The sequence below is a fragment of the Mesorhizobium sp. LNJC394B00 genome, assembly GCF_000502555.1.
Lineage (GTDB): Bacteria > Pseudomonadota > Alphaproteobacteria > Rhizobiales > Rhizobiaceae > Mesorhizobium.
The window spans coordinates 70893-88837 of record NZ_AYWH01000008.1 but is presented as its reverse complement, the minus strand read 5'-3'; the positions used below and the strand labels follow the sequence as shown (position 1 = coordinate 88837).

The window sequence follows — 17945 nt, the reverse complement described above, 5'->3', positions numbered from 1 at the left end:
AAACTGGTTGCATTTTGCAATCGGTTGCACGATAATAAAACTGATACGATAATGCAACCGGTTTTTTGAGGAGAGTCGGATGAAAACCGAACACCGCTCGGGATGCCCTATCAATCTGTCGCTGGAAGTGTTCGGCGATCGCTGGAGCCTGATCATCCTGCGCGACATGATTTTTGGCGGCAAACGCCACTTTCGCGAACTGCTCAACGGCTCGATCGAGGGCATCGCTTCCAATATCCTGGCCGACCGGATGAAGCGGCTGATGGAACTCGGCATGCTGACCAAGGCCGACGACCCCTCGCACAAGCAGAAGGCGATCTACAGCCTGACCGAGATGGCCATCACGCTGGTGCCGATCATGGCGCATCTCGGCGCTTGGGGCCGCGTCTGGCTGCCGGTGAGCGAGGAGCTTTCGATCCGCGCCGAGCTGCTGGAGAAAGGCGGGCCGCCAATGTGGGAGCAGTTCATGGACGAGTTGCGCCACGACCATCTGGGCACGCCTGTCGCCACACCCGCGCAGCCTTCCGTCCGCGCTACATTGCAGGCCGGATATGAGGCGGTGGTAGCCCGCAAGGCGTCGAGCGGCATCGAGGCCCCGGCCGCTTGACCAACTTATTTCCCCATTATCAGGCCGGCTCTGCTATCAAGGGGCTGAAAAACATAATTTACGGGATTGGATAACGCTCTTGGTCGAGAACTCTAAGGATACTGCCCGCGCCAGGGCAGATATGCGTTTCAAGAAGCAGGAAGAGGCAGCCACGGTGCGGCAAAAGGCGATGGCGGAGTATGTCGCCGAGGCCGACGCCCGCCAGGCCAAGACCAACAAGCTCCGGGCATTGCGCCTTGCCAAGGAAGCGGAAGACCTCGCCAACGCCCCTGCCGTTCCGGTCAAGAAAGCGCCCCGAGCCAAGAAAAAATAGCGCGGCCTTCTTCATCGACGCCCGATCTGGATGCCGGCGGATCGTATCGGCCATGTGCCACGATCAGCAATGCCCGCCATTTCCGCTTTCCCACGCGAAGCAATTTCAACCGCAACCGGGATTTCGCATCCCGCATGTCAGGCGATGATTGACGCGTTTTGATCAGGAGACAGCCATGACCGCACTGACCCTCGAAAAAGCCAAGCACATCATCGACGCCGCCTTCGCCAAGGGCGCCGAGCTGAAGCTCAAGCCGCTCGGCGTTTCCGTGCTGGATGCCGGCGCGCATCTCGTCGCCTTCCAGCGTCAGGACGGCGCCTCGTTCCTGCGCCCGCAAATGTCGGCCGGCAAGGCCTATGGGGCGCTGGCCATCGGCATGGGCTCGCGCCGTGTCGAGGCTTTCGCCAAGGAGCGGCCGCATCTCGTCGCCGGCATTTCGGACGTTTCGGGTGGACGCGTATTGCCGGTCGTCGGCGGCGTGTTGATCCGCGACAAGGCAGGCGCCGTCATCGGCGCCGTCGGAATTTCGGGCGATACGTCGGACAATGACGAGGCCGCCGCCATCGCCGGCATCGAAGCGGCGGGCTTCACCGCCGATCCGGGCTGAGGGGGAGCTTCGTCATCCCAGGGCGAAGCAGGAGCGAAACTCCGTCGCGAAGACCCTGGGATGACGACCAGAAAGAGCAGCCACGCCAATCGCGAACGGATGCGACCATCCAACGAAGGCGGCTAGTTCAAATTTATGTCTCTACTCGCCGACCGCATCGACACCGAAAACCCGGCCAGCACATCGAACAGGGCGATCACCATCAGCGTGAAGAAGACGGAGTGCGCCGCGCCCTTCACCAGCAGGAACTCGACCAGGAACGCCACGAAGACCAGCGTCGACAACAGATGGTCCATGATCGAAGCGTTCGTGGTGCGCACCGACTTCACCATTTCGAGGAACAGGAAGATCAGCCCGATCACGACCATCAAGTCGCCGAGCGTCATCGAAAACACTCCGCCCGACATCATGCTGAACGAGAAGATCTCGGTCGCCCACGGATCGTCGCCGCTGCCGAATATTCCGAGGAGTCCGAGATTGTAGGCCACGAAGGGCACGATCAGCAGCGGGATGGCACCGAACATCAGGCGTCTCCTCTAGCAATTCCAGGAAAGCGGTTTCCCAAGGAATTGCCTAAACAATGGGGGCACCTTCTGTAGAATGCCCCGCAGGCACGCCGTCAAGATTTTTCGCTAGCGCCCGCAAACACGGAAAAAGACCGCGCGAAACAACCCTGTCAGCCACAGTTGCCCCGGCTGACCACCGACACGCCGGGATTCAGCGCTTGAACTGGCCTGTCCGCACGGCGGCGCCGATAGCGTTGAGGATGAAAAGGCCGGCGGTCATCGAGGTGATCTCGTTGACGTCGCGCGCCGGCGCGATCTCGACGATGTCGATGCCGACGACACGTCCCTTGGCGAACAGGCCCTTGATCAGTTCGATCGTCTGCCGGTAGCTGATGCCGCCAGGCGCCGGCCCTTCGACCGCCGGCATGACAGCGGGATCGAGACCGTCGGCATCGATGGTCAGGTAATAGCGGCCACGGTCCGGGATGCGCTTGAGCAGCGCCGCCGTACCGATATCCTGCCATTCATTGGCGGTGACGATGTTGGAGCCGTAGGCGCGGGCCGCCTCGACCTCCTCGAGCCGGGCGCTGCCCTGGCCGCGGATGCCGAGCTGGAAAATCCCGGCTATATGCGCCATCTCCGAAGCGCGGCGGATGGGGCTGGAATAGCCTTCCCTGACCCCGTTGACATTGTCGCGCCAGTCGAGATGGGCATCGATCTGAACCAGGGTGATCGGCCCTTCGTCGTCAAGCGCCCGCAGGATCGGGATTGGAATGCCGTGATCGCCGCCAATGGTGATCGGCAAGGCGCCGGCGACGCGGATCTTGCGGATCGCCGTTTCGGCCAACCTGTAGTGGCCGCCGGCGGCATCGCCGGGAACATCGCCGACATCGACCACCTTGACGTCCTGCCCGTCGAACAGGGTTCCGCCAATGTCGAAATCATAGCGGTCGAGCCCGAGGCTGATGCGCTGCGAGGCGCGCCGCACCGCGGTCGGCGCGTTGGTCTGGTCGTTGACCAGCTCGTCCATCGTGTAGGGACTGCCGTAAGGCATGCCGATGATGGCGACATCCGCCTTCAGCGCATCGAGGTCCTCGACCAGCGGGAAGTTCATGAAGGTCTGGAAGACATCGCGGGGTGCTGTGGTGAGCTTGGTCATGCGGTCCCTCTGAAGCCGGTCGATCATCGCGCGGAAGCGCCGCGACAAGGCATGCGGACTCAATACAGCACCGCCGCCGCAGCTTGTATCGCCACGGACGCCCGGTCTTTGGCATAGTTGGCGGCGCGGCGCACCAAACGCAAAAAAAACCGGCCAATGGCCGGTTCTTTTGGCATTCAAACCCTTCGAAAGCTGGTCTCAGCTTTCCTTGGGCGTCAGCACCTGGCGACCGCGATACATGCCGGTCTTCAGGTCGATATGGTGCGGGCGGCGCATTTCGCCGGAATTCTTGTCCTCGACATAGGTCGGGGCCTTGAGAGCGTCGGCCGAGCGGCGCATGCCGCGCTTGGACGGAGAGGTTTTTCGTTTCGGAACGGCCATGGATATGCTCCACTACATGGTCAAAATGCCCCGATAGCCCTCGTGAAAGGGCCGCGTCAGGGCCATAATCTGAGAAAGTCGGGTGCCTATACACGCCCTGCGCCGTTTTGGCCAGCACCGTGGCGATTTTTTTTGAACTGGCAGCGGTTCTACCTAATCAAGACAACCGACATACGCGCCCGAACGGCCGGCGCGGCGTTCGATCAGCGACGCCAGCCGCCGCAGACCCGGACCGGGCTTGGCCGGATTGCGGGCGATCGGATTGGGCAGCGAGACGGCCAGCAATGCCGCCTGCCGCCGCGACAGCTGTTTGGCCGAAACGCCGAAATGGTGCTGCGCCGCCGCCTCGATGCCGTAAATGCCCGGCCCCCATTCGGCGATGTTGAGGTAGATCTCCATGATCCGCCGTTTCGACATCACCGCGTCGAAATAGACGGCCAGCGGCAGTTCGACCACCTTGCGCACCGAGCCCAGCGGCCGCGACCACAGGAAAAGGTTCTTCACCGTCTGCATGGTGATGGTCGAGGCGCCGCGCGTCGCCTCGCCGGCCAGCGCATCGTCGACGACGCCGCGCAATTCGCCGAGATCGATGCCGCGATGGAAGCAGAATTGCCCGTCCTCCGACATGATCACCGAATTGGCCAGCACCGGGGACACATCGTCGATCGACACCCAGCGCCGGTCGTAACCGGAGAAGGTCGCGAGGTCTTTGACCATCAAGGTCGATATCGGATGCACGAAGGACGGCAGATAGAGGAAGGTCAGCACAATGGGTATCGCCGCCAGCACGACGGCGACGACCAGGCCGCGCCGTGCCAGGCGCTTCAGACCGGCGCGGTTCACGCGCCTTGGTCGCGCCATCTCAAACCCTTCGGTTTCATGATCGACGATCGGTTCCGTCAAGCCGCCCCCACCCGCGCCACTCTCCCGCCTCCGGCATAATGGCGCGAGGCTTCTTGCGCAACGTCTGAGTGTCGGCTACCGCTCCCGGCCATGACGAAAGACGAGCAATTGGCCTTTGAGGCCGCACTTCTGGGGCGGGCGGCGGCGATCGAGGCCGGGCTCAGGCTGCTGCTCGACGGCCGCACGCTTGCCGGCGAGATCGCCCGACCGGAGCGTCTGATGGCGGCCATGCGCCATGGCGTGCTGAACGGCGGCAAGCGGCTGCGCCCCTTCCTGGTCATGGAAAGTGCCGCCCTTTTTGGCGCCGATGGCGAGGCGGCGATGCGCGTGGCGGCGGCGCTCGAATGCGTGCATTGCTATTCGCTGATCCATGACGATCTGCCTGCCATGGACGACGACGATCTGCGCCGCGGCCAGCCGACCGTGCACAAGGCCTTCGATGAAGCTACCGCCATACTTGCCGGCGATGCGCTTCTGACGCTTGCCTTCGATGTCCTCGCCGATGAGGCGACGGCGCTGCCGGCGGAGCGCAGGGCGGCGCTGGTGCTGGCGCTGGCGCGCGCGGCTGGCACCGGGGGCATGGTTGGCGGGCAGACGCTCGACCTCGAAGCCGAGCGCAACAGGCCGGACGAAGCCGGCATTATCCGGCTGCAGGCGATGAAAACCGGCGCGCTGATCCGCTTCGCCTGCGAAGCCGGCGCGATCATTGCCGGCGCCGCACCGCAGGACCGCGACCGGCTGGCCGAATTCGGCTCGGCGGTCGGGCTTGCCTTCCAGCTTGCCGACGACCTGCTCGACCTGACCGCCGATGCCAGCCAGATGGGCAAGGCGACCGGCAAGGACGCAGCCGCCGGCAAGGCGACGCTGGTGGCGCTGCATGGCGCGAACTGGGCGCGCAGCCAGCTCCATGGGCTGGTCAAGCAGGCCCATGAATTGCTCGAGCCTTACGGCGGACAGGCAGCCTTGCTGAAGGCAGCGGCAAGCTTCGTTGCAATCCGCAACAACTGAGGTTTGGGCGATCGGATGCCGAACCGTTTTCGGAATTTGTCGGCCTTGCGCTGCCTTGCTTTGGTGTCTCTCAAATGCCCCAAAGCAACTGGGCGCGCTATCTGACCTTGACGACGACCTTGCCCTTGGCGCGTCCTGTTTCGACGTAAGCCAGCGCCTCATTGGTCGCTTCAAAAGGAAAGACCCTGTCGACGACCGGGCGAATCGCCCCATCTTCGATGAGGGACGTGATTTTGCTCAGTTGCTCACCTTGCGCCGACATGAACAGGAACGAAAATCCCACGCCCCGGCGCTTGGCTTTGGTCCTGATACCACGGCTCAGCAGCCGCAGCAGCAGCCTTAGCACCACGTTCAGTCCCTGTTTCCTGGCAAATTCGGGATCCGGAGGACCGGAAATCGAGATGAGCTTCCCACCCGGTTTCAGCACAGTCAGGGATTTCTCAAGCGTCTTGGCGTCCTGGCTGTTCAGGACGACGTCGTAGCCCGACAGGATTTTCTCGAAGTCGTCCTTCCTGTAGTCGACGACGACATCGGCGCCGAGATCCCTGACCAGATCGTTGCTTGCCGCGCCCGCTGTTGTCGCAACGATCGCGCCGAGGTGCTTTGCCAACTGGATGGCGAATGTCCCCACGCCGCCGGAGCCAGCCTGGATGAAGATCTTCTGGCCTGTCTTCAGACCCGCCCTCTCGATGAGAGCCTGCCAGGCGGTCAGACCGACCAGCGGGATCGAGGCCGCCTCTTCCATGCTGAGGTTCGCCGGCTTCAGCGCCACGTCGGCTTCATCGATTGCGATGAATTCGGCGAATGTCCCGATCCGGCCGTCGCGCGGCCGCGCATAGACGGCGTCGCCGGGTTTGAATTTGCGGACTTTCGAGCCCACCCTGACAACCCTCCCGGCAACGTCGTGACCGAGGATGAAGGGCCGGCGATAGGGAAGGACGAGTTTGAATTCGCCGGTCCTGATTTTGGAATCCAGCAGGTTCACCCCGGCGGCATGGACCTCGACCAGGACGTCATTGTCCAGCAGCTCCGGCTCCGGCATCTCGGCCAGCCGCAAAATGCCTTTCTTGCTATATTTGTCGACAACGAATGCCTTCATGGCAGTGACTTTCTGAGAGTGTCTGTTGGCCTGCTGTCTGTGCGTGAAATTCTCCGTCCCACCGTTGTTCAGACCGGCAAGCGGAACTGCTTGCGCAAGGTCTTGTCGAACATCCCCGCGGGGGCGAAGCGGCGCAGCAGGCCGACCTGGCGCGCTGCCTTCCCTGCGGTATAGCGCCGTCGCGGACGGGCGTCGGTCGCTGCCTTGACGACCACATCCGCCACCACTTCCGGCCGATCGGCTTTGGGCATCACATCGGCAAGCAGCGCCTTGAGCCCGGCGCGCGCTTGATCGTACTCCTTCAACAGGGAATCCGGCTCGATGCCGTTCTGGTCGAAGACGGTGCGCACGAATGCCGGCTCGATGACCGAGACGCGAATGTTGAAGGCGCGAACCTCATGATCGAGCGATTCCGAATAGCCCTCCAGCGCGTGCTTGACCGCCGAGTAGTGCGCTGAGTATGGCGCGGGCACCAATCCCAGAATCGAGCCGATGTTGACGATGCGCCCTTGGCCGCGGCGCCGCATCGACGGCAACACCGCATTGGTCATGCGCATGACGCCGAACAGATTGACGTCGAACAGAGCCTGCACCTGTGCGACCGAAGATTCCTCGGCACCGCCAAGCAGGCCGACACCGGCATTGTTCACCAGCAGATCGATACGACCGGTCTGGGCCAGCACGGTTGCAACGAGGGCGCTGACCGACTCCCCGTCGGTCACGTCGCAGGTCAGCATGGACACCTGCGCCGGGCCGTTGCCGGCCTTGCTGCGGCTTGTCCCGAAGACGGTATACCCCGCCCGCGCCAAGGCCTCGGCACTGGCGCGGCCGATGCCCGAAGAGGCTCCGGTCACGACTGCGGTTCTTCCCGAAAGGGTACTCATTTGATACTCCACAGACATGAGGGCTAGCTTTTTGCCGTTGATTGAATTATGATCGTAATATCACATTACACCTATAATGCAATAGCAGAAAGGAGGAGCGCCATGCGCTACGAAAAGGGCCGAAAGGACGCCTCCCGCGATCGCATCGTCGAGGTCGCAGCCCAGCGTTTTCGCGGTGACGGCATCGCCGCGTCCGGACTGGCAGCCATTATGGGCGACGCCGGGCTGACGAACGGAGCCTTCTATCCGCATTTCCAGTCCAAGGCGGAGCTTGTGCGTGAAAGCCTGGTAGCGGCACTGGAGAGCCAGTCGCAGCAACTGCAGGAGGTATTGACCGCCGGTGGCCCGGAGATGGGCATAGCGGTGTATCTGTCAGCTGAGCACCGGGACAATCCGGGAGCCGGCTGCGCGTCGGCCGCCCTGTTGCCGGAACTCGCGCGTCAGCCGCCCGAAACGCGCCAAGTCTATACCGAACGCTTGCTGGTTCTGGTGCGCCAGTTGTCTGCAGTACTTCCGCAGACCAAGGACCCGGAAGCCGCCGCCCTGGGCGTTTTTGCGACCCTCATAGGCACGCTTCAGCTGGCCCGCGCGGTGGCAGGGACCGAATTGTCGGATCGCTTCCTTGCGGCAGGAGCAGATGCCGCGCGCAGCCTGATCCAGCCACGTGAGGGCGAGAAGGCATCCATTTAGAGATAGAGCGGCAGCAGCAAAGAGCCTGACATCCTCATCATGGCGGGCCGCATTACAAGAAGGGTCGCTTTGCCTAAAGTCATCGGCTATTGCCAGCACGAGGCCATCTCAACCTGCATCAGGGAATGACCGCATTAGGGCCGGAAGCGACTGGCAGCTTCAAGGCTCGGAATCGGACGGCCACCGCGACGCAGTCCGTAAGGGGGGTAACTTGCGACGGAGGAATCGATTGGACGCCCGAAAATTGTGCTGATGAGGGAGGGATAACTCACTTCGCCAAGTTAGAGCGGCGTGTTTTCGCCCTTCCGTCACGCCTTGAGACGGAGTGCCTCCACAAGAAGAGCGAACGCTGCAGTGTGCTGGCGTCGGCTGGGATAATAGAGGTGATAGCCCGGGAAGGGTTGGCACCAGTCTTCCAGCACCCGGATCAGGCGTCCGTCTGCGACGAACGGAGCGACCTGGCTTTCAAATGTGTATGCTAGTCCGAGCCCGTCGAGGGCCGCAGCCTCCAGCATTTCCCCGTCATTGATAATGAGTGGGCCATTCATCCTGACTTCAAGTTCCTCACCGCGTTTTTCGAACTCCCAGGCAAAGAGCCCGCCGCCGGTCTTCTGACGGTAGCTGATGCCTTTGTGTTCCCCAAGTTCGCGCGGTGTCTTTGGAACCGTTCGGGTTGCAAAATACGACGGTGATCCAACTACCGCCATACGCAGGTCCGGGCCGATCCTTACTGCCACCATGTCCTTCTGGACCTGCTCGCCGATCCGGATACCGGCGTCGAATTTGTTTGCAACGATGTCAACCAGACCTTCGTCCAGGCTCAATTCTACTTCGATATCCGGATACTCCAGAAGGAGTCTGCCGATGACGGGCCACAGTACTGATTTGGCAGCATACCGGAATGTCGTCAGGCGAATGAGGCCAGTGGGCTTGTCGCGCAGGGCGGCGACGGCGGCGATCTCGCTTTCGATGTGATCGAAGGCCGGTCGCAGGCTTCGCAGCAAGCGCTCTCCAGCTACCGTCACGGACAGGCTGCGGGTGGTGCGTGAGATCAGCCGGACTCCCATGCGCTGTTCCAGCGTTCTGACAGCGTAGCTGAGCGCCGACTGCGATAGACCAAGCTTTGCTGCGGCGCGCGTGAAGCTGCCCGCCTCTGCTACGGCGATGAAGACTGCCAGCTCGCTGAAATCTCCGCGCCTCATTTATCAATCCCATTTCTAACTTCATGCAGATTATAGAGGCTAATCGTATCGAGTCCTATTCCCTATGTCACCTGGCAGACAACGAAACGCTGAGACGGACGTGCCAAGCCAACGCGGCATAAACTGAAAGATACCGACCAGGAAGGATACGACTATGAGTAGAGTATGGATGATCACCGGCGCAGGGCGAGGCATGGGCCTCGACTTTGCCAAAGCGGCCCTGGCCATCGGCGATAAGGTCGTTGCGACCGGTCGTAACCCAGATCGGGTCGCCAAGGCGATCGGGCAGTCGGACAATCTTTTGGTCGTCACGTTGGACGTGACCAAGCCGGCCGACGCCGACGCCGCGGTGAAGGCAACCCTGGACCGCTTTGGTCGCCTCGACGTGCTCGTCAACAATGCTGCGGGCTTCTATGCCGGCTATTTCGAGGACCTGACTCCGGCCCATATCGAACTTCAGCTCGCGTCCACCCTGACCGGCGCCATGAACGTCACGCGCGCAGTCCTGCCGGTCATGCGCGCGCAGGGTTCTGGCAAGGTCATTGCCATCTCATCGACGGCAGGCCTGGTCGGCTTTGAGTTCTGTTCTGCATACGCCGCGGCAAAGTTCGGCGTTGATGGCTGGATCGAGTCACTGCAAGCCGAGGTGGCGCCGTTCGGCATTGAAACGATGATCGTGAACCCCGGGTTTTTCCGCACGGAGCTGCTGACGGACGAATCCACTCAATATGCTCCGTCATTCGTCTGCGATTACAGCGAACGTCGGGCCCAGCAGATAACGGGTTGGAAAGCCGCGAACGGCCAGCAAGTCGGCGACCCCGCCAAACTCGCGCAGGCGTTGATCACTCTGGTCGACAAGCCGGAGCTGCCCAGTCGGTTCATCGCCGGTGCCGATGCTCTTGCAATGGTCAGGCAGAAACTCGCTCTGCTGCAGCAGCAGGTCGATGCCCATGAGGAGCTATCCGGCTCACTGGCCTTCGACAGCTGAACGTCGCATCCAGCACTGCCGTCGTCGCAGGTCTATTTATGAGCGCCATCGATAGGCTCATGCGAATTCTGGGGGCTAATCCGAATGTCGCGCCCGTGCTCTCCTGAGGGTTGACCGTTGGGCAACCGGCCAACGACCGAACTTCGGAATGGACGTTCCCTTTCCCACTGATGCCGCCAGGCGTCGTCGGTCCGATTAGCTTCGCGTCCTATATCCCGCCCGCCACTCGAGGAGACGACATGCCAGAGCCCCGACAGCTAGCCTTGGACATCAACAGCCGGCGCCACCAGTTCAATCTTGATGTACGCGTGACTCTGCTGGATGCACTACGCGAGCATGCCAACCTGCCCGGCACGAAAAAAGGCTGTGATCATGGGCAGTGCGGCGCCTGTACCGTCCACGTCGACGGCGAGCGGGTATTGAGCTGCCTGACGCTGGCGGCCCAGGTCGAAGGCCGTCAGGTCACGACGATCGAGGGTCTCCAGGCTGCCGACGGCGTGATGCACGCAGTCCAGACCGCGTTCATCGAGCACGATGCATTCCAGTGCGGCTATTGCACCCCCGGTCAGATCATGTCGGCCGTTGCATGCATTCGTGAGGGCCACGCCGATACGGACGAGGACATCCGCGAATACATGAGCGGCAACATCTGCCGGTGCGGCGCTTACCCCCATATCGTCGCCGCGGTGCGCGATGCCGCCAGCCGCCTGAAGAAGGAGGCAGCACTATGAGACCTTTCGAGTATCTCCGCGCCAAAGATGCCGCGACGGCCATTGCCGAGGCTGCCAAGCCAGAGACAAGATTTCTCGCCGGTGGGACCACGCTTGTTGACCTCATGAAGCTGAATGTCGAGCGTCCTGCGCGGGTGGTCGACATCACGCGCCTTCCCGGCCTGGACACGATCGAGGTATCGGCGGATGCCATTCGCATCGGTGCGCTCGCCAAGATGAGCAAGGTCGCCGACCACGCCGATATCAAGCAGGCTGCGCCGGTGCTTTCCGAAAGCCTGTGGCGCGCTGCCTCGGCACAGCTGCGCAACATGGCGTCCATCGGTGGAAACTTGATGCAGCGAACCCGTTGCACCTACTTCCGGGACCCGGGCGCTTATTCGAACTGCAACAAGCGCAATCCAGGTTCCGGATGCGCTGCCCTTGGCGGCGTCCACCGCAACTACGCGGTGCTCGGCACGAGTGACGCGTGCATAGCAATCTACCCCGGAGATTTTGCGGTTTCCCTGGTGGCATTCGACGCCACGGTCATCATCCGGGGAGCTTCCGAACGCAAAATTCCCGCCGACGAATTCTTCCTGCTCCCTGGCGATACCGCACACCTTGAGCATAATCTGTCGCCCGGAGAGATGATCGTCGGGATCGAGATCCCGCGTTCGGCAGCCCTGGAACGCTCGCATTATCTCAAGGTCCGGGATCGCGCGTCGTACGAGTTCGCCGCGGCCAGCGCCGCTGTCGGAATCGAATTGGAAGCCGATGGCAAGACAATTCGCGAAGTACGCATTGCGGTCGGCGGCCTCGCCACCAAACCCTGGCGCCTGCGCGCCGTCGAAAATTTGCTCAAGGGAAAAACGCTCGACGAGGCGACGCTTCGTAGCGCCTCGTCAGCCGCCGGCGACGGCGCGAAGTCGAGCGGACACAACGCATTCAAGATTGAACTGGCACCGAAGGTCGTGGCCCGCGCCCTGATGACGGTAGGAGGTATCGCATGACACATGGTAACGCGTTCGAACTCAACCGCCGCACCGTCTTGAAGCTCGGCGCCGGCGTAGCCGCTGTCGCTGGCGCCGCTGTCGATCTCTCGTCAAAAGCCGTTGCGGCTGAGACCGTCCCCGCCAAGGCGCCAGCTCTCGGCGCCAGGCTTTCCCGCGCCGAAGGCCCGTTGAAAGTCACCGGGCAGGCTCGCTATGCGATCGAGCAGAAGCTGGAGAACCTGGCCTATGGCGTTACCGTCCAATCGACGCGGCCGGCGGGGCGTATCGTCAATATCGATACGTCGGCTGCCAAGGCTCTACCGGGTGTCCTGGATGTCTACACAGCGCAGAATTCCCTGAAGCTCAACAAGCCGACCGTCTACAGCAAGGGCGGCGGAGCCACCGAGGAATTTACCCCAATTCAGGACGATGTGGTCCGTTTCAACGGCATGCATATCGCGCTCGTGGTCGCTGAAACCTTTGAACAGGCAACGGAAGCGGCAAGCCTTCTCAAGGTCGAATACGAGGACGGCGACCCTATTCTCGACATCAACGATCCCAAGGCAAAAGCGCAGCCCATCGATGAGATGGGTGCCGCGTGGGGCGATGCGGCGACAGCGTTGGCCAATGCCGAGGTCAAGGTAGACGTCACTTACACGACGTCACGCGAATACAATGTGCCGATGGAGCCGCATGCGTGCATCGCTTCCTGGGAGAACGGGAAAATCACCGTCTGGGAGCCCAGCCAGTGGGTTGGCGGGGCACGGAGCGTCGTGTCGGAATGGCTCGGCATCGACATCGAGAATGTGCGGGTGATCTCGCCCTATGTCGGCGGTGGGTTCGGGTCCAAGATCGGGGCACATCCGCATGTGGGGCTGGCTTGCGCGGCCTCGCGGAAACTGGGCAGGCCGATCAAGGTTTCTCTCACGCGGCCGCAGACCTTTACCGGCCTTGGCGGCCGACCGGCGACACGGCAGACACTCTCAATCGGAGCCTCGAAGGACGGAAAGATAAGCTCGATCGTCCATGAGAGCTGGAACGAGACGGCGATTGACGAAGTCCATATCGAGGCTTGCAACAATGTGACGAAGATCATGTATGCGACGCCGAACTTTTCTTCACGTCTCAACGTCGTCCCGGTCAATACGGTCCAGCCCGGCTGGAAACGGGGCCCCGGCGAAAACCCCAGTGCCTATGCTGTAGAAAGCGCGATCGACGAGCTGGCGTACGCGCTCAGCATGGATCCGGTCACGCTGCGCCTTGCCAACTGGGCGGAGACGGATCCCAGCAATGGGATGAAGTGGAGCACTCGACAGTTACGCGAAGCCTATGCCGTGGGCGCGGAAGCCTTCGGCTGGTGGAACCGGAACCCGGCCCCTCGCTCGATGCGCGAAGGCCGCGAGTTGATCGGTTATGGAATGGCCGCCGGGTCATACCCCATGATCCGTACCGCGAGCGAAGCCAAGATCGTACTCCATGCCAGTGGACAGATCGAAGTCCTCAGCGCGGGCACCGACATGGGAACGGGGACCTATACCATTCTCGCCCAGACAGCGGCTGACGCATTGGGCGTTCCTGTTGAGACAGTCGCGGTGCGGCTGGGCGATACCCTCCTCCCCAGATCGGCGCTCGCAGGCGGTTCCCAGCAGGCCAACAACCTGACGGGAGCGGTGGACAAGGCGGCCAGGAATGCACGGGACGCCTTGCTGGCGCTTGCCGCATCCGATCCGAAGTCGCCGCTGGCAGCCTCGAAGGCGACTGACCTCACGTTCGAAAACGGCTCGGTGCAACCGACCCGACGGCCGAACGGCGGTATCGGCATCGCGGAACTCTTGAAGGCGGTGGGCAAAGACAAACTGGAAATCGAGGGTAACACCTTTGCTCCCGGCGCCACCGAGGAGATGAAGAACGGAGCTGACCGCAGTTTTGCACAGTTGAAGGGCGCTGTGGAAGGAGGCGTCTCGGCCCATAGCTGGTGTGCGCATTTCGTGGAAGTTCGGATCGATGAGGATTTTGGCACGATCCGCGTCAAGCGCATGGTCTCGGCATTCGATAGCGGCAGGATCTTCAATCCGAAGCTTGCGGAAAGCCAGTGGATCGGCGGTATGGTCATGGGTCTCGGGCAGGCTCTCCTGGAAGAAGGTTACGTCGACCAGCGAGACGGGCGCACCATCAACGCGAATTTTGCCGACTATGCCGTCCCGGTCAACGCCGATGTGCCCGACATCCAGGTGATTTCGGTTGGAATTCCGGACATGCAGGCAACCGCTCTTGGCGGCAAAGGCGTCGGCGAGATCGGTGNGAGATCGGTGTCGTAGGGGTCGCACCTGCGATCGGTAATGCCGTCTTCCACGCGACCGGCAAACGCATTCGAAGCCTTCCGATCACGCTGGAAAAGCTCGTTTGAGTTCGGTCGATGCGCCCTGGTGACCCTCAGGCTCGCAAATAGGCGAGCATGCAAAAACAACGATTCTAAACCCAAGGCAAAACTGGGTCGCTAATCCCTGGTCGCCGCCTGTTGTAACGTCACCAAGCAACGCCGGGAAAGTGTGCAACGGTTTTCCCGGCGCGTTCAATCGTCTTTGATCAGCACGATCTTCGCCGGATCGAAATCGATCCCGACCATCGTCCCTTCCGCCACGGCGGGTGTGACATCAGGCGATGTCGCGAACAGTTCGACCGCCGGATCGCTGATCGCGATGCGGTATTCCATGTGGTCGCCGAGATACGAGCTCTTGACCACCCGGCCCTTCATGGTGCCCGCTGGCTGGCCGGGCAAGATGCGCACGGCATTCGGGCGCACAGCGAGCATCGCCGGCCCCGGAGCGTTACCGCGACCCGGCATGTCGAGCAGCAAGGGTCCGACCTTGACCCTTGCACTGGTCGCATTGCTGGAAAGCACCTCGACGTCGAGCAGATTGGCGTCGCCCATGAAGTCGGCGATGAAGCGGTTGGTCGGCTCGTTGTAGAGGTCGCGCGGCGTGCCGTCCTGGGCGACGCGAGCGGCGTTCATGACGATGATGCGGTCGGAGACGGCGAGCGCCTCTTCCTGGTCATGCGTGACATAGACCATGGTCAGCGCCAGATCTTGCTGGAGACCCCGGATTTCGTCGCGCATGCGCCGGCGCAGCTTGGCGTCGAGATTGGACAGCGGCTCGTCGAACAGCAGCACCTTCGGCTCCAGTACGATGGCTCGCGCCACCGCGACGCGCTGCTGCTGGCCGCCGGACAATTCGCTCGGCTGGCGCTTCTCGTAGCCGGACAGGCCGACAAGCGACAGCTTTTCTGCGGCGCGCTCGGCTGCCTGCGCCTTGCCAAGCCCCATCGCCCGCAGGCCGTAGCTGACATTCTCCATCACGTTCATATGCGGAAACAGCGCATAGGACTGGAAAACCATGGAGACATCGCGCTCGGCGGCGGACAGCAAGGTGACGTCCTTGTCGTCGATCAGGATGCGCCCGGTGCTGGTCTGTTCCAGTCCGGCGATCAGCCTGAGCGTCGTCGTCTTGCCGCAACCCGAGGGCCCGAGCAGCGTCACCAGGCTGGCCGGCGCGATGTCGAAGCTGACGTTGTCGACGGCGGTCACCGCGCCGTATTTCTTGGTGACGCCCTCGAACCGCACGGCCGGCCTGTCCGTGACAACCGGGGCAGCAGTCTTCGCCGTCTGATCCACGCCGCTTCTCCCCATCAGATTGCTGCCACAACGGCTTCCGGACCGGCACGGCGCCGGCCGAGCCGGCGTTCGCCGACCAGCAGCTGGATGCCGATGAGGAAGACCATCATGACGACGATCATCACCGCCGAATAGACAATCGCGATGCCGTATTCGCCGACATCTGCGCGCCCGACAATGTAGACCGTGGCGAGGTTGAACCGGCCGCTCGCCAGGAAGATGACGGCGCTGACCGCCGTCACCGCGCGCACGAAACTGTAGATCATCGCGGTCACGATCGCCGGCTTCAGGATCGGCAGGATCACCCGCCGCAAGGTAGCAAAAGACCGCGCCCCAAGCGTCAGCGATGCCTCGTCCAGGCTCTTGTCGATCTGGCCGAGATTGGCGAGCCCGGCGCGGATCGCCACCGGCATGTTGCGGAAGATGAAGGAGATGACGATGATCAGCCCGGTGCCCGTCAACTGCACAGGCGGCACGTTGAAGGCAAGGATATAGCTGACGCCGATCACCGTGCCGGGAATGGCAAAGCTCATCATCGCCAGGAATTCGAACATGGTGCGCCCGGCGAAACGCTGCCGGTCGAGCAGATAGGCCGTCAGGATGCCGAGCGCCGCGGTGAACGGCATCGCCACCAGCGCCAGGCCGATGGTCATCAGCAGCGACGGCCAGGCCGAGCCGCTGAAAAACCAGCCATTGACGCCTTTCTCGATCGAAAAGGCGGTGAGGAAATATTCGAGCGTCGGCGTGTTGTCGCGCCCGATCGATTGCACGAAACCGCCGCACAGGATGATGCCGTAGACCACGATGGTCAGAACCAGCCACGGAACGACGGCGGCGTAGCAGCCGATCCGCAAGGCCTTGGGCAGCGTCGCCGGTACACCGCCATCGCCCTTGCCTGCGACGGTGACGTAGCTGCGGCTGCCGATCCAGCGGCGCTGGATGACGAAGGCTGCCAGCGTGAACATCAACAGCACGATCGCCAGCACCGCCGCGCGGCCCTGGTCGTGCGCCGCACCGACCACTGCAAAGAAGATGTCGGTCGACAGCACGTTGAAGTTTCCGCCCAGCACCAGCGGATTGGCGAAATCGGCCATGCTCTCGATAAACGAAATCAGGAAGGCGCTGGCCAGGCCCGGCCGGATCAACGGCCAGGTGACGGTGCGAAACGTGCGCCAGCGGCTGGCGCGCAGGGTTTGTGATGCTTCCTCCATGCTTGGGCTGACCCCTTGCAGCACGCCGACCAGAACCAGGAAGGCAATCGGCGTGAAGGCCAGCACCTGCGCGATGGTGATGCCGGCCATGCCGTAGATCCAGCGGCTGCGCGGAATGCCGAGATGCACCGACATGAGGTTGGTGACGATGCCGGCGCGGCCGAACAGCAGGATCAGCGCCAGGCCGATGACGAAGGGCGGCGTGATGATCGGCAGGATGGACAGGCCGCGCAGCAGCCATTTGGCCGGCAGCTTGGTGCGAAGCGCAATCAGCGCCAGAGCCAGCCCAAGCGCCGTGCAGAAAAAGCCGACGAGGACTGCGATCGCCACCGTGTTCCACGCCACGCCGCAGGAGCCCTCGCCATAGAGGCAGCGCAGGCTCCATATGTTGGCGCTGAAGATCTTTTCGACGAACAGCGCCGGCACGACATTGCCGTCATTGTCCTTGATGGCCGAGGTGAGGATCGACAGCAGCGGATAGGCGACGAACAGGATCAGCGAAGCAATCACGATTGAGAGCGAGCCGACGACGAAGCGGTCGCCCTTGCACCAGCCGCGCGCGGCGAGCGCCTCGGCGATGAACATCAGCATCGCCACGGCATAGAGCGCCGCACCCCAGCCGAGCCCCGGCTGTATCGGTCCCGGCGTGCCGGCGATCTGGGTAAGTAAGCCAAATCCCCAGCCCGAATGGATGATGGAAAAGCCTTCGATGGCCAGCCACAGCAGGCCCGCCGCGCCTGCAACCGCCAGGCTCTTGGGGTTGTTGCGCGCCACTAGCCAGCTCGCCAGCAGAAGCGGCAGGATAAGCGGCAACAGCCAGGGCCGGCCACCGAGCGCCAGCAAGATGGCCGGCGTCGCATCCGCCGGCTGTGCCAGCCAGTCGAACGACAGGAAGCCGCCTTCGACCTTGTACCAAGGCAAGAGCACGAAGCTCGCCCACGCGGCCATTACCCAGGCGAGCGCGCTGCGTCCAGGAGCGGAACTGACCATGGAACCGGCCGCGGCCATTCAA

The 17945-nt window shown here is 62.5% G+C and carries 17 protein-coding genes and 1 pseudogene; 9 read left to right on the top strand and 9 right to left on the bottom strand.

The window, feature by feature from the left end:
• The first annotated feature begins 79 nt into the window (after positions 1–79).
• The 3 genes from X751_RS140765 (at position 80) to X751_RS140775 (ending at position 1527) form a co-directional block, all read left to right on the top strand.
• Positions 80–607 carry a helix-turn-helix domain-containing protein gene (locus X751_RS140765; protein ID WP_023684001.1) on the top strand — a complete coding sequence of 176 codons (528 nt, stop codon included), beginning with the start codon at positions 80–82 and terminating at the stop codon, positions 605–607.
• 79 nt (positions 608–686) lie between these two features.
• Positions 687–920, top strand: coding sequence for a hypothetical protein (locus tag X751_RS140770; RefSeq protein ID WP_023684002.1), 234 nt, complete (start codon positions 687–689; stop codon positions 918–920).
• A gap of 175 nt (positions 921–1095) precedes the next feature.
• Positions 1096–1527, top strand: a complete 432-nt coding sequence (locus X751_RS140775) for a heme-binding protein (protein WP_023690074.1) — start codon at positions 1096–1098, stop codon at positions 1525–1527.
• Between the two features lie 122 nt (positions 1528–1649).
• Here X751_RS140775 and X751_RS140780 read toward each other — a convergent pair whose 3' ends face one another.
• From X751_RS140780 to X751_RS140795, 4 genes are all read right to left on the bottom strand, one after another.
• On the bottom strand, positions 1650–2051 hold the full coding sequence (locus tag X751_RS140780; RefSeq protein WP_023670154.1) for a hypothetical protein: 402 nt from the start codon (positions 2049–2051) through the stop codon (positions 1650–1652).
• Positions 2052–2244: 193 nt separating this feature from the next.
• Positions 2245–3192: an agmatinase gene (locus tag X751_RS140785; protein ID WP_023745773.1), complete on the bottom strand. Its 948-nt coding sequence runs from the start codon at positions 3190–3192 to the stop codon at positions 2245–2247.
• A gap of 198 nt (positions 3193–3390) precedes the next feature.
• Positions 3391–3573 (bottom strand): 50S ribosomal protein L32, encoded by a 183-nt coding sequence (gene rpmF, locus X751_RS140790; protein ID WP_008834724.1) that lies wholly within the window; start codon positions 3571–3573, stop codon positions 3391–3393.
• Between the two features lie 153 nt (positions 3574–3726).
• Positions 3727–4434: a transglycosylase domain-containing protein gene (locus X751_RS140795; protein WP_050587122.1), complete on the bottom strand. Its 708-nt coding sequence runs from the start codon at positions 4432–4434 to the stop codon at positions 3727–3729.
• A gap of 132 nt (positions 4435–4566) precedes the next feature.
• Here X751_RS140795 and X751_RS140800 point away from each other — a divergent pair, with 132 nt between their 5' ends.
• Positions 4567–5484, top strand: a complete 918-nt coding sequence (locus tag X751_RS140800; protein WP_023693656.1) for a polyprenyl synthetase family protein — start codon at positions 4567–4569, stop codon at positions 5482–5484.
• A 97-nt stretch (positions 5485–5581) separates the two neighbouring features.
• Here X751_RS140800 and X751_RS140805 read toward each other — a convergent pair whose 3' ends face one another.
• A complete protein-coding gene (locus X751_RS140805) occupies positions 5582–6583 on the bottom strand; it encodes an NADP-dependent oxidoreductase (RefSeq protein ID WP_023745772.1) in 1002 nt (333 codons plus the stop codon).
• Positions 6584–6651: 68 nt separating this feature from the next.
• Positions 6652–7467, bottom strand: coding sequence for an oxidoreductase (locus X751_RS140810; protein ID WP_023745771.1), 816 nt, complete (start codon positions 7465–7467; stop codon positions 6652–6654).
• 102 nt (positions 7468–7569) lie between these two features.
• Here X751_RS140810 and X751_RS140815 point away from each other — a divergent pair, with 102 nt between their 5' ends.
• Positions 7570–8157 carry a TetR/AcrR family transcriptional regulator gene (locus tag X751_RS140815; protein ID WP_023745770.1) on the top strand — a complete coding sequence of 196 codons (588 nt, stop codon included), beginning with the start codon at positions 7570–7572 and terminating at the stop codon, positions 8155–8157.
• Between the two features lie 308 nt (positions 8158–8465).
• On the opposite strand, the gene X751_RS140820 is transcribed toward X751_RS140815, so the two are convergent.
• Positions 8466–9359, bottom strand: coding sequence for a LysR family transcriptional regulator (locus tag X751_RS140820; protein ID WP_023745769.1), 894 nt, complete (start codon positions 9357–9359; stop codon positions 8466–8468).
• 154 nt (positions 9360–9513) lie between these two features.
• Here X751_RS140820 and X751_RS140825 point away from each other — a divergent pair, with 154 nt between their 5' ends.
• The 4 genes and pseudogenes from X751_RS140825 to X751_RS01000000164115 all read left to right on the top strand — a co-directional run bounded on the left by X751_RS140825 (position 9514) and on the right by X751_RS01000000164115 (position 14456).
• The gene (locus X751_RS140825) at positions 9514–10347 is read left to right on the top strand and encodes an SDR family oxidoreductase (protein ID WP_023745768.1); all 834 of its coding nucleotides are present in this window, start codon (positions 9514–9516) and stop codon (positions 10345–10347) included.
• Between the two features lie 239 nt (positions 10348–10586).
• Entirely contained in the window at positions 10587–11078 is a 492-nt protein-coding gene (locus tag X751_RS140830) for a (2Fe-2S)-binding protein (protein WP_023730815.1), read from the top strand.
• Positions 11075–12067, top strand: a complete 993-nt coding sequence (locus tag X751_RS140835; RefSeq protein ID WP_023745767.1) for a xanthine dehydrogenase family protein subunit M — start codon at positions 11075–11077, stop codon at positions 12065–12067. Before X751_RS140830 ends, X751_RS140835 begins: the two co-directional genes overlap by 4 nt.
• Positions 12064–14456, top strand: a pseudogene (locus X751_RS01000000164115) (xanthine dehydrogenase family protein molybdopterin-binding subunit). The gene X751_RS140835 and the pseudogene X751_RS01000000164115 overlap by 4 nt, the downstream one beginning before the upstream one ends.
• Positions 14457–14621: 165 nt before the next feature.
• Here X751_RS01000000164115 and X751_RS140840 read toward each other — a convergent pair.
• Together X751_RS140840 and X751_RS140845 are read right to left on the bottom strand one after the other, a co-directional pair.
• Positions 14622–15722, bottom strand: a complete 1101-nt coding sequence (locus tag X751_RS140840) for an ABC transporter ATP-binding protein (protein ID WP_050592396.1) — start codon at positions 15720–15722, stop codon at positions 14622–14624.
• Positions 15723–15736: 14 nt separating this feature from the next.
• Positions 15737–17941: an iron ABC transporter permease gene (locus X751_RS140845; RefSeq protein WP_245265821.1), complete on the bottom strand. Its 2205-nt coding sequence runs from the start codon at positions 17939–17941 to the stop codon at positions 15737–15739.
• Between the last annotated feature and the right edge of the window lie 4 nt (positions 17942–17945).

Coding starts and splice junctions, on each gene's coding strand:
- X751_RS140765 (WP_023684001.1), top strand. CDS start 80: ATGAAAACCGAACACCGCTCGGGATGCCCTATCAATCTGTCGCTGGAA.
- X751_RS140815 (WP_023745770.1), top strand. CDS start 7,570: ATGCGCTACGAAAAGGGCCGAAAGGACGCCTCCCGCGATCGCATCGTC.
- X751_RS140805 (WP_023745772.1), bottom strand. CDS start 6,583: ATGAAGGCATTCGTTGTCGACAAATATAGCAAGAAAGGCATTTTGCGG.
- X751_RS140775 (WP_023690074.1), top strand. CDS start 1,096: ATGACCGCACTGACCCTCGAAAAAGCCAAGCACATCATCGACGCCGCC.
- X751_RS140845 (WP_245265821.1), bottom strand. CDS start 17,941: ATGGCCGCGGCCGGTTCCATGGTCAGTTCCGCTCCTGGACGCAGCGCG.
- X751_RS140825 (WP_023745768.1), top strand. CDS start 9,514: ATGAGTAGAGTATGGATGATCACCGGCGCAGGGCGAGGCATGGGCCTC.
- X751_RS140820 (WP_023745769.1), bottom strand. CDS start 9,359: ATGAGGCGCGGAGATTTCAGCGAGCTGGCAGTCTTCATCGCCGTAGCA.
- X751_RS140795 (WP_050587122.1), bottom strand. CDS start 4,434: ATGGCGCGACCAAGGCGCGTGAACCGCGCCGGTCTGAAGCGCCTGGCA.
- X751_RS140835 (WP_023745767.1), top strand. CDS start 11,075: ATGAGACCTTTCGAGTATCTCCGCGCCAAAGATGCCGCGACGGCCATT.
- rpmF (WP_008834724.1), bottom strand. CDS start 3,573: ATGGCCGTTCCGAAACGAAAAACCTCTCCGTCCAAGCGCGGCATGCGC.
- X751_RS140800 (WP_023693656.1), top strand. CDS start 4,567: ATGACGAAAGACGAGCAATTGGCCTTTGAGGCCGCACTTCTGGGGCGG.
- X751_RS140780 (WP_023670154.1), bottom strand. CDS start 2,051: ATGTTCGGTGCCATCCCGCTGCTGATCGTGCCCTTCGTGGCCTACAAT.
- X751_RS140810 (WP_023745771.1), bottom strand. CDS start 7,467: ATGAGTACCCTTTCGGGAAGAACCGCAGTCGTGACCGGAGCCTCTTCG.
- X751_RS140785 (WP_023745773.1), bottom strand. CDS start 3,192: ATGACCAAGCTCACCACAGCACCCCGCGATGTCTTCCAGACCTTCATG.
- X751_RS140830 (WP_023730815.1), top strand. CDS start 10,587: ATGCCAGAGCCCCGACAGCTAGCCTTGGACATCAACAGCCGGCGCCAC.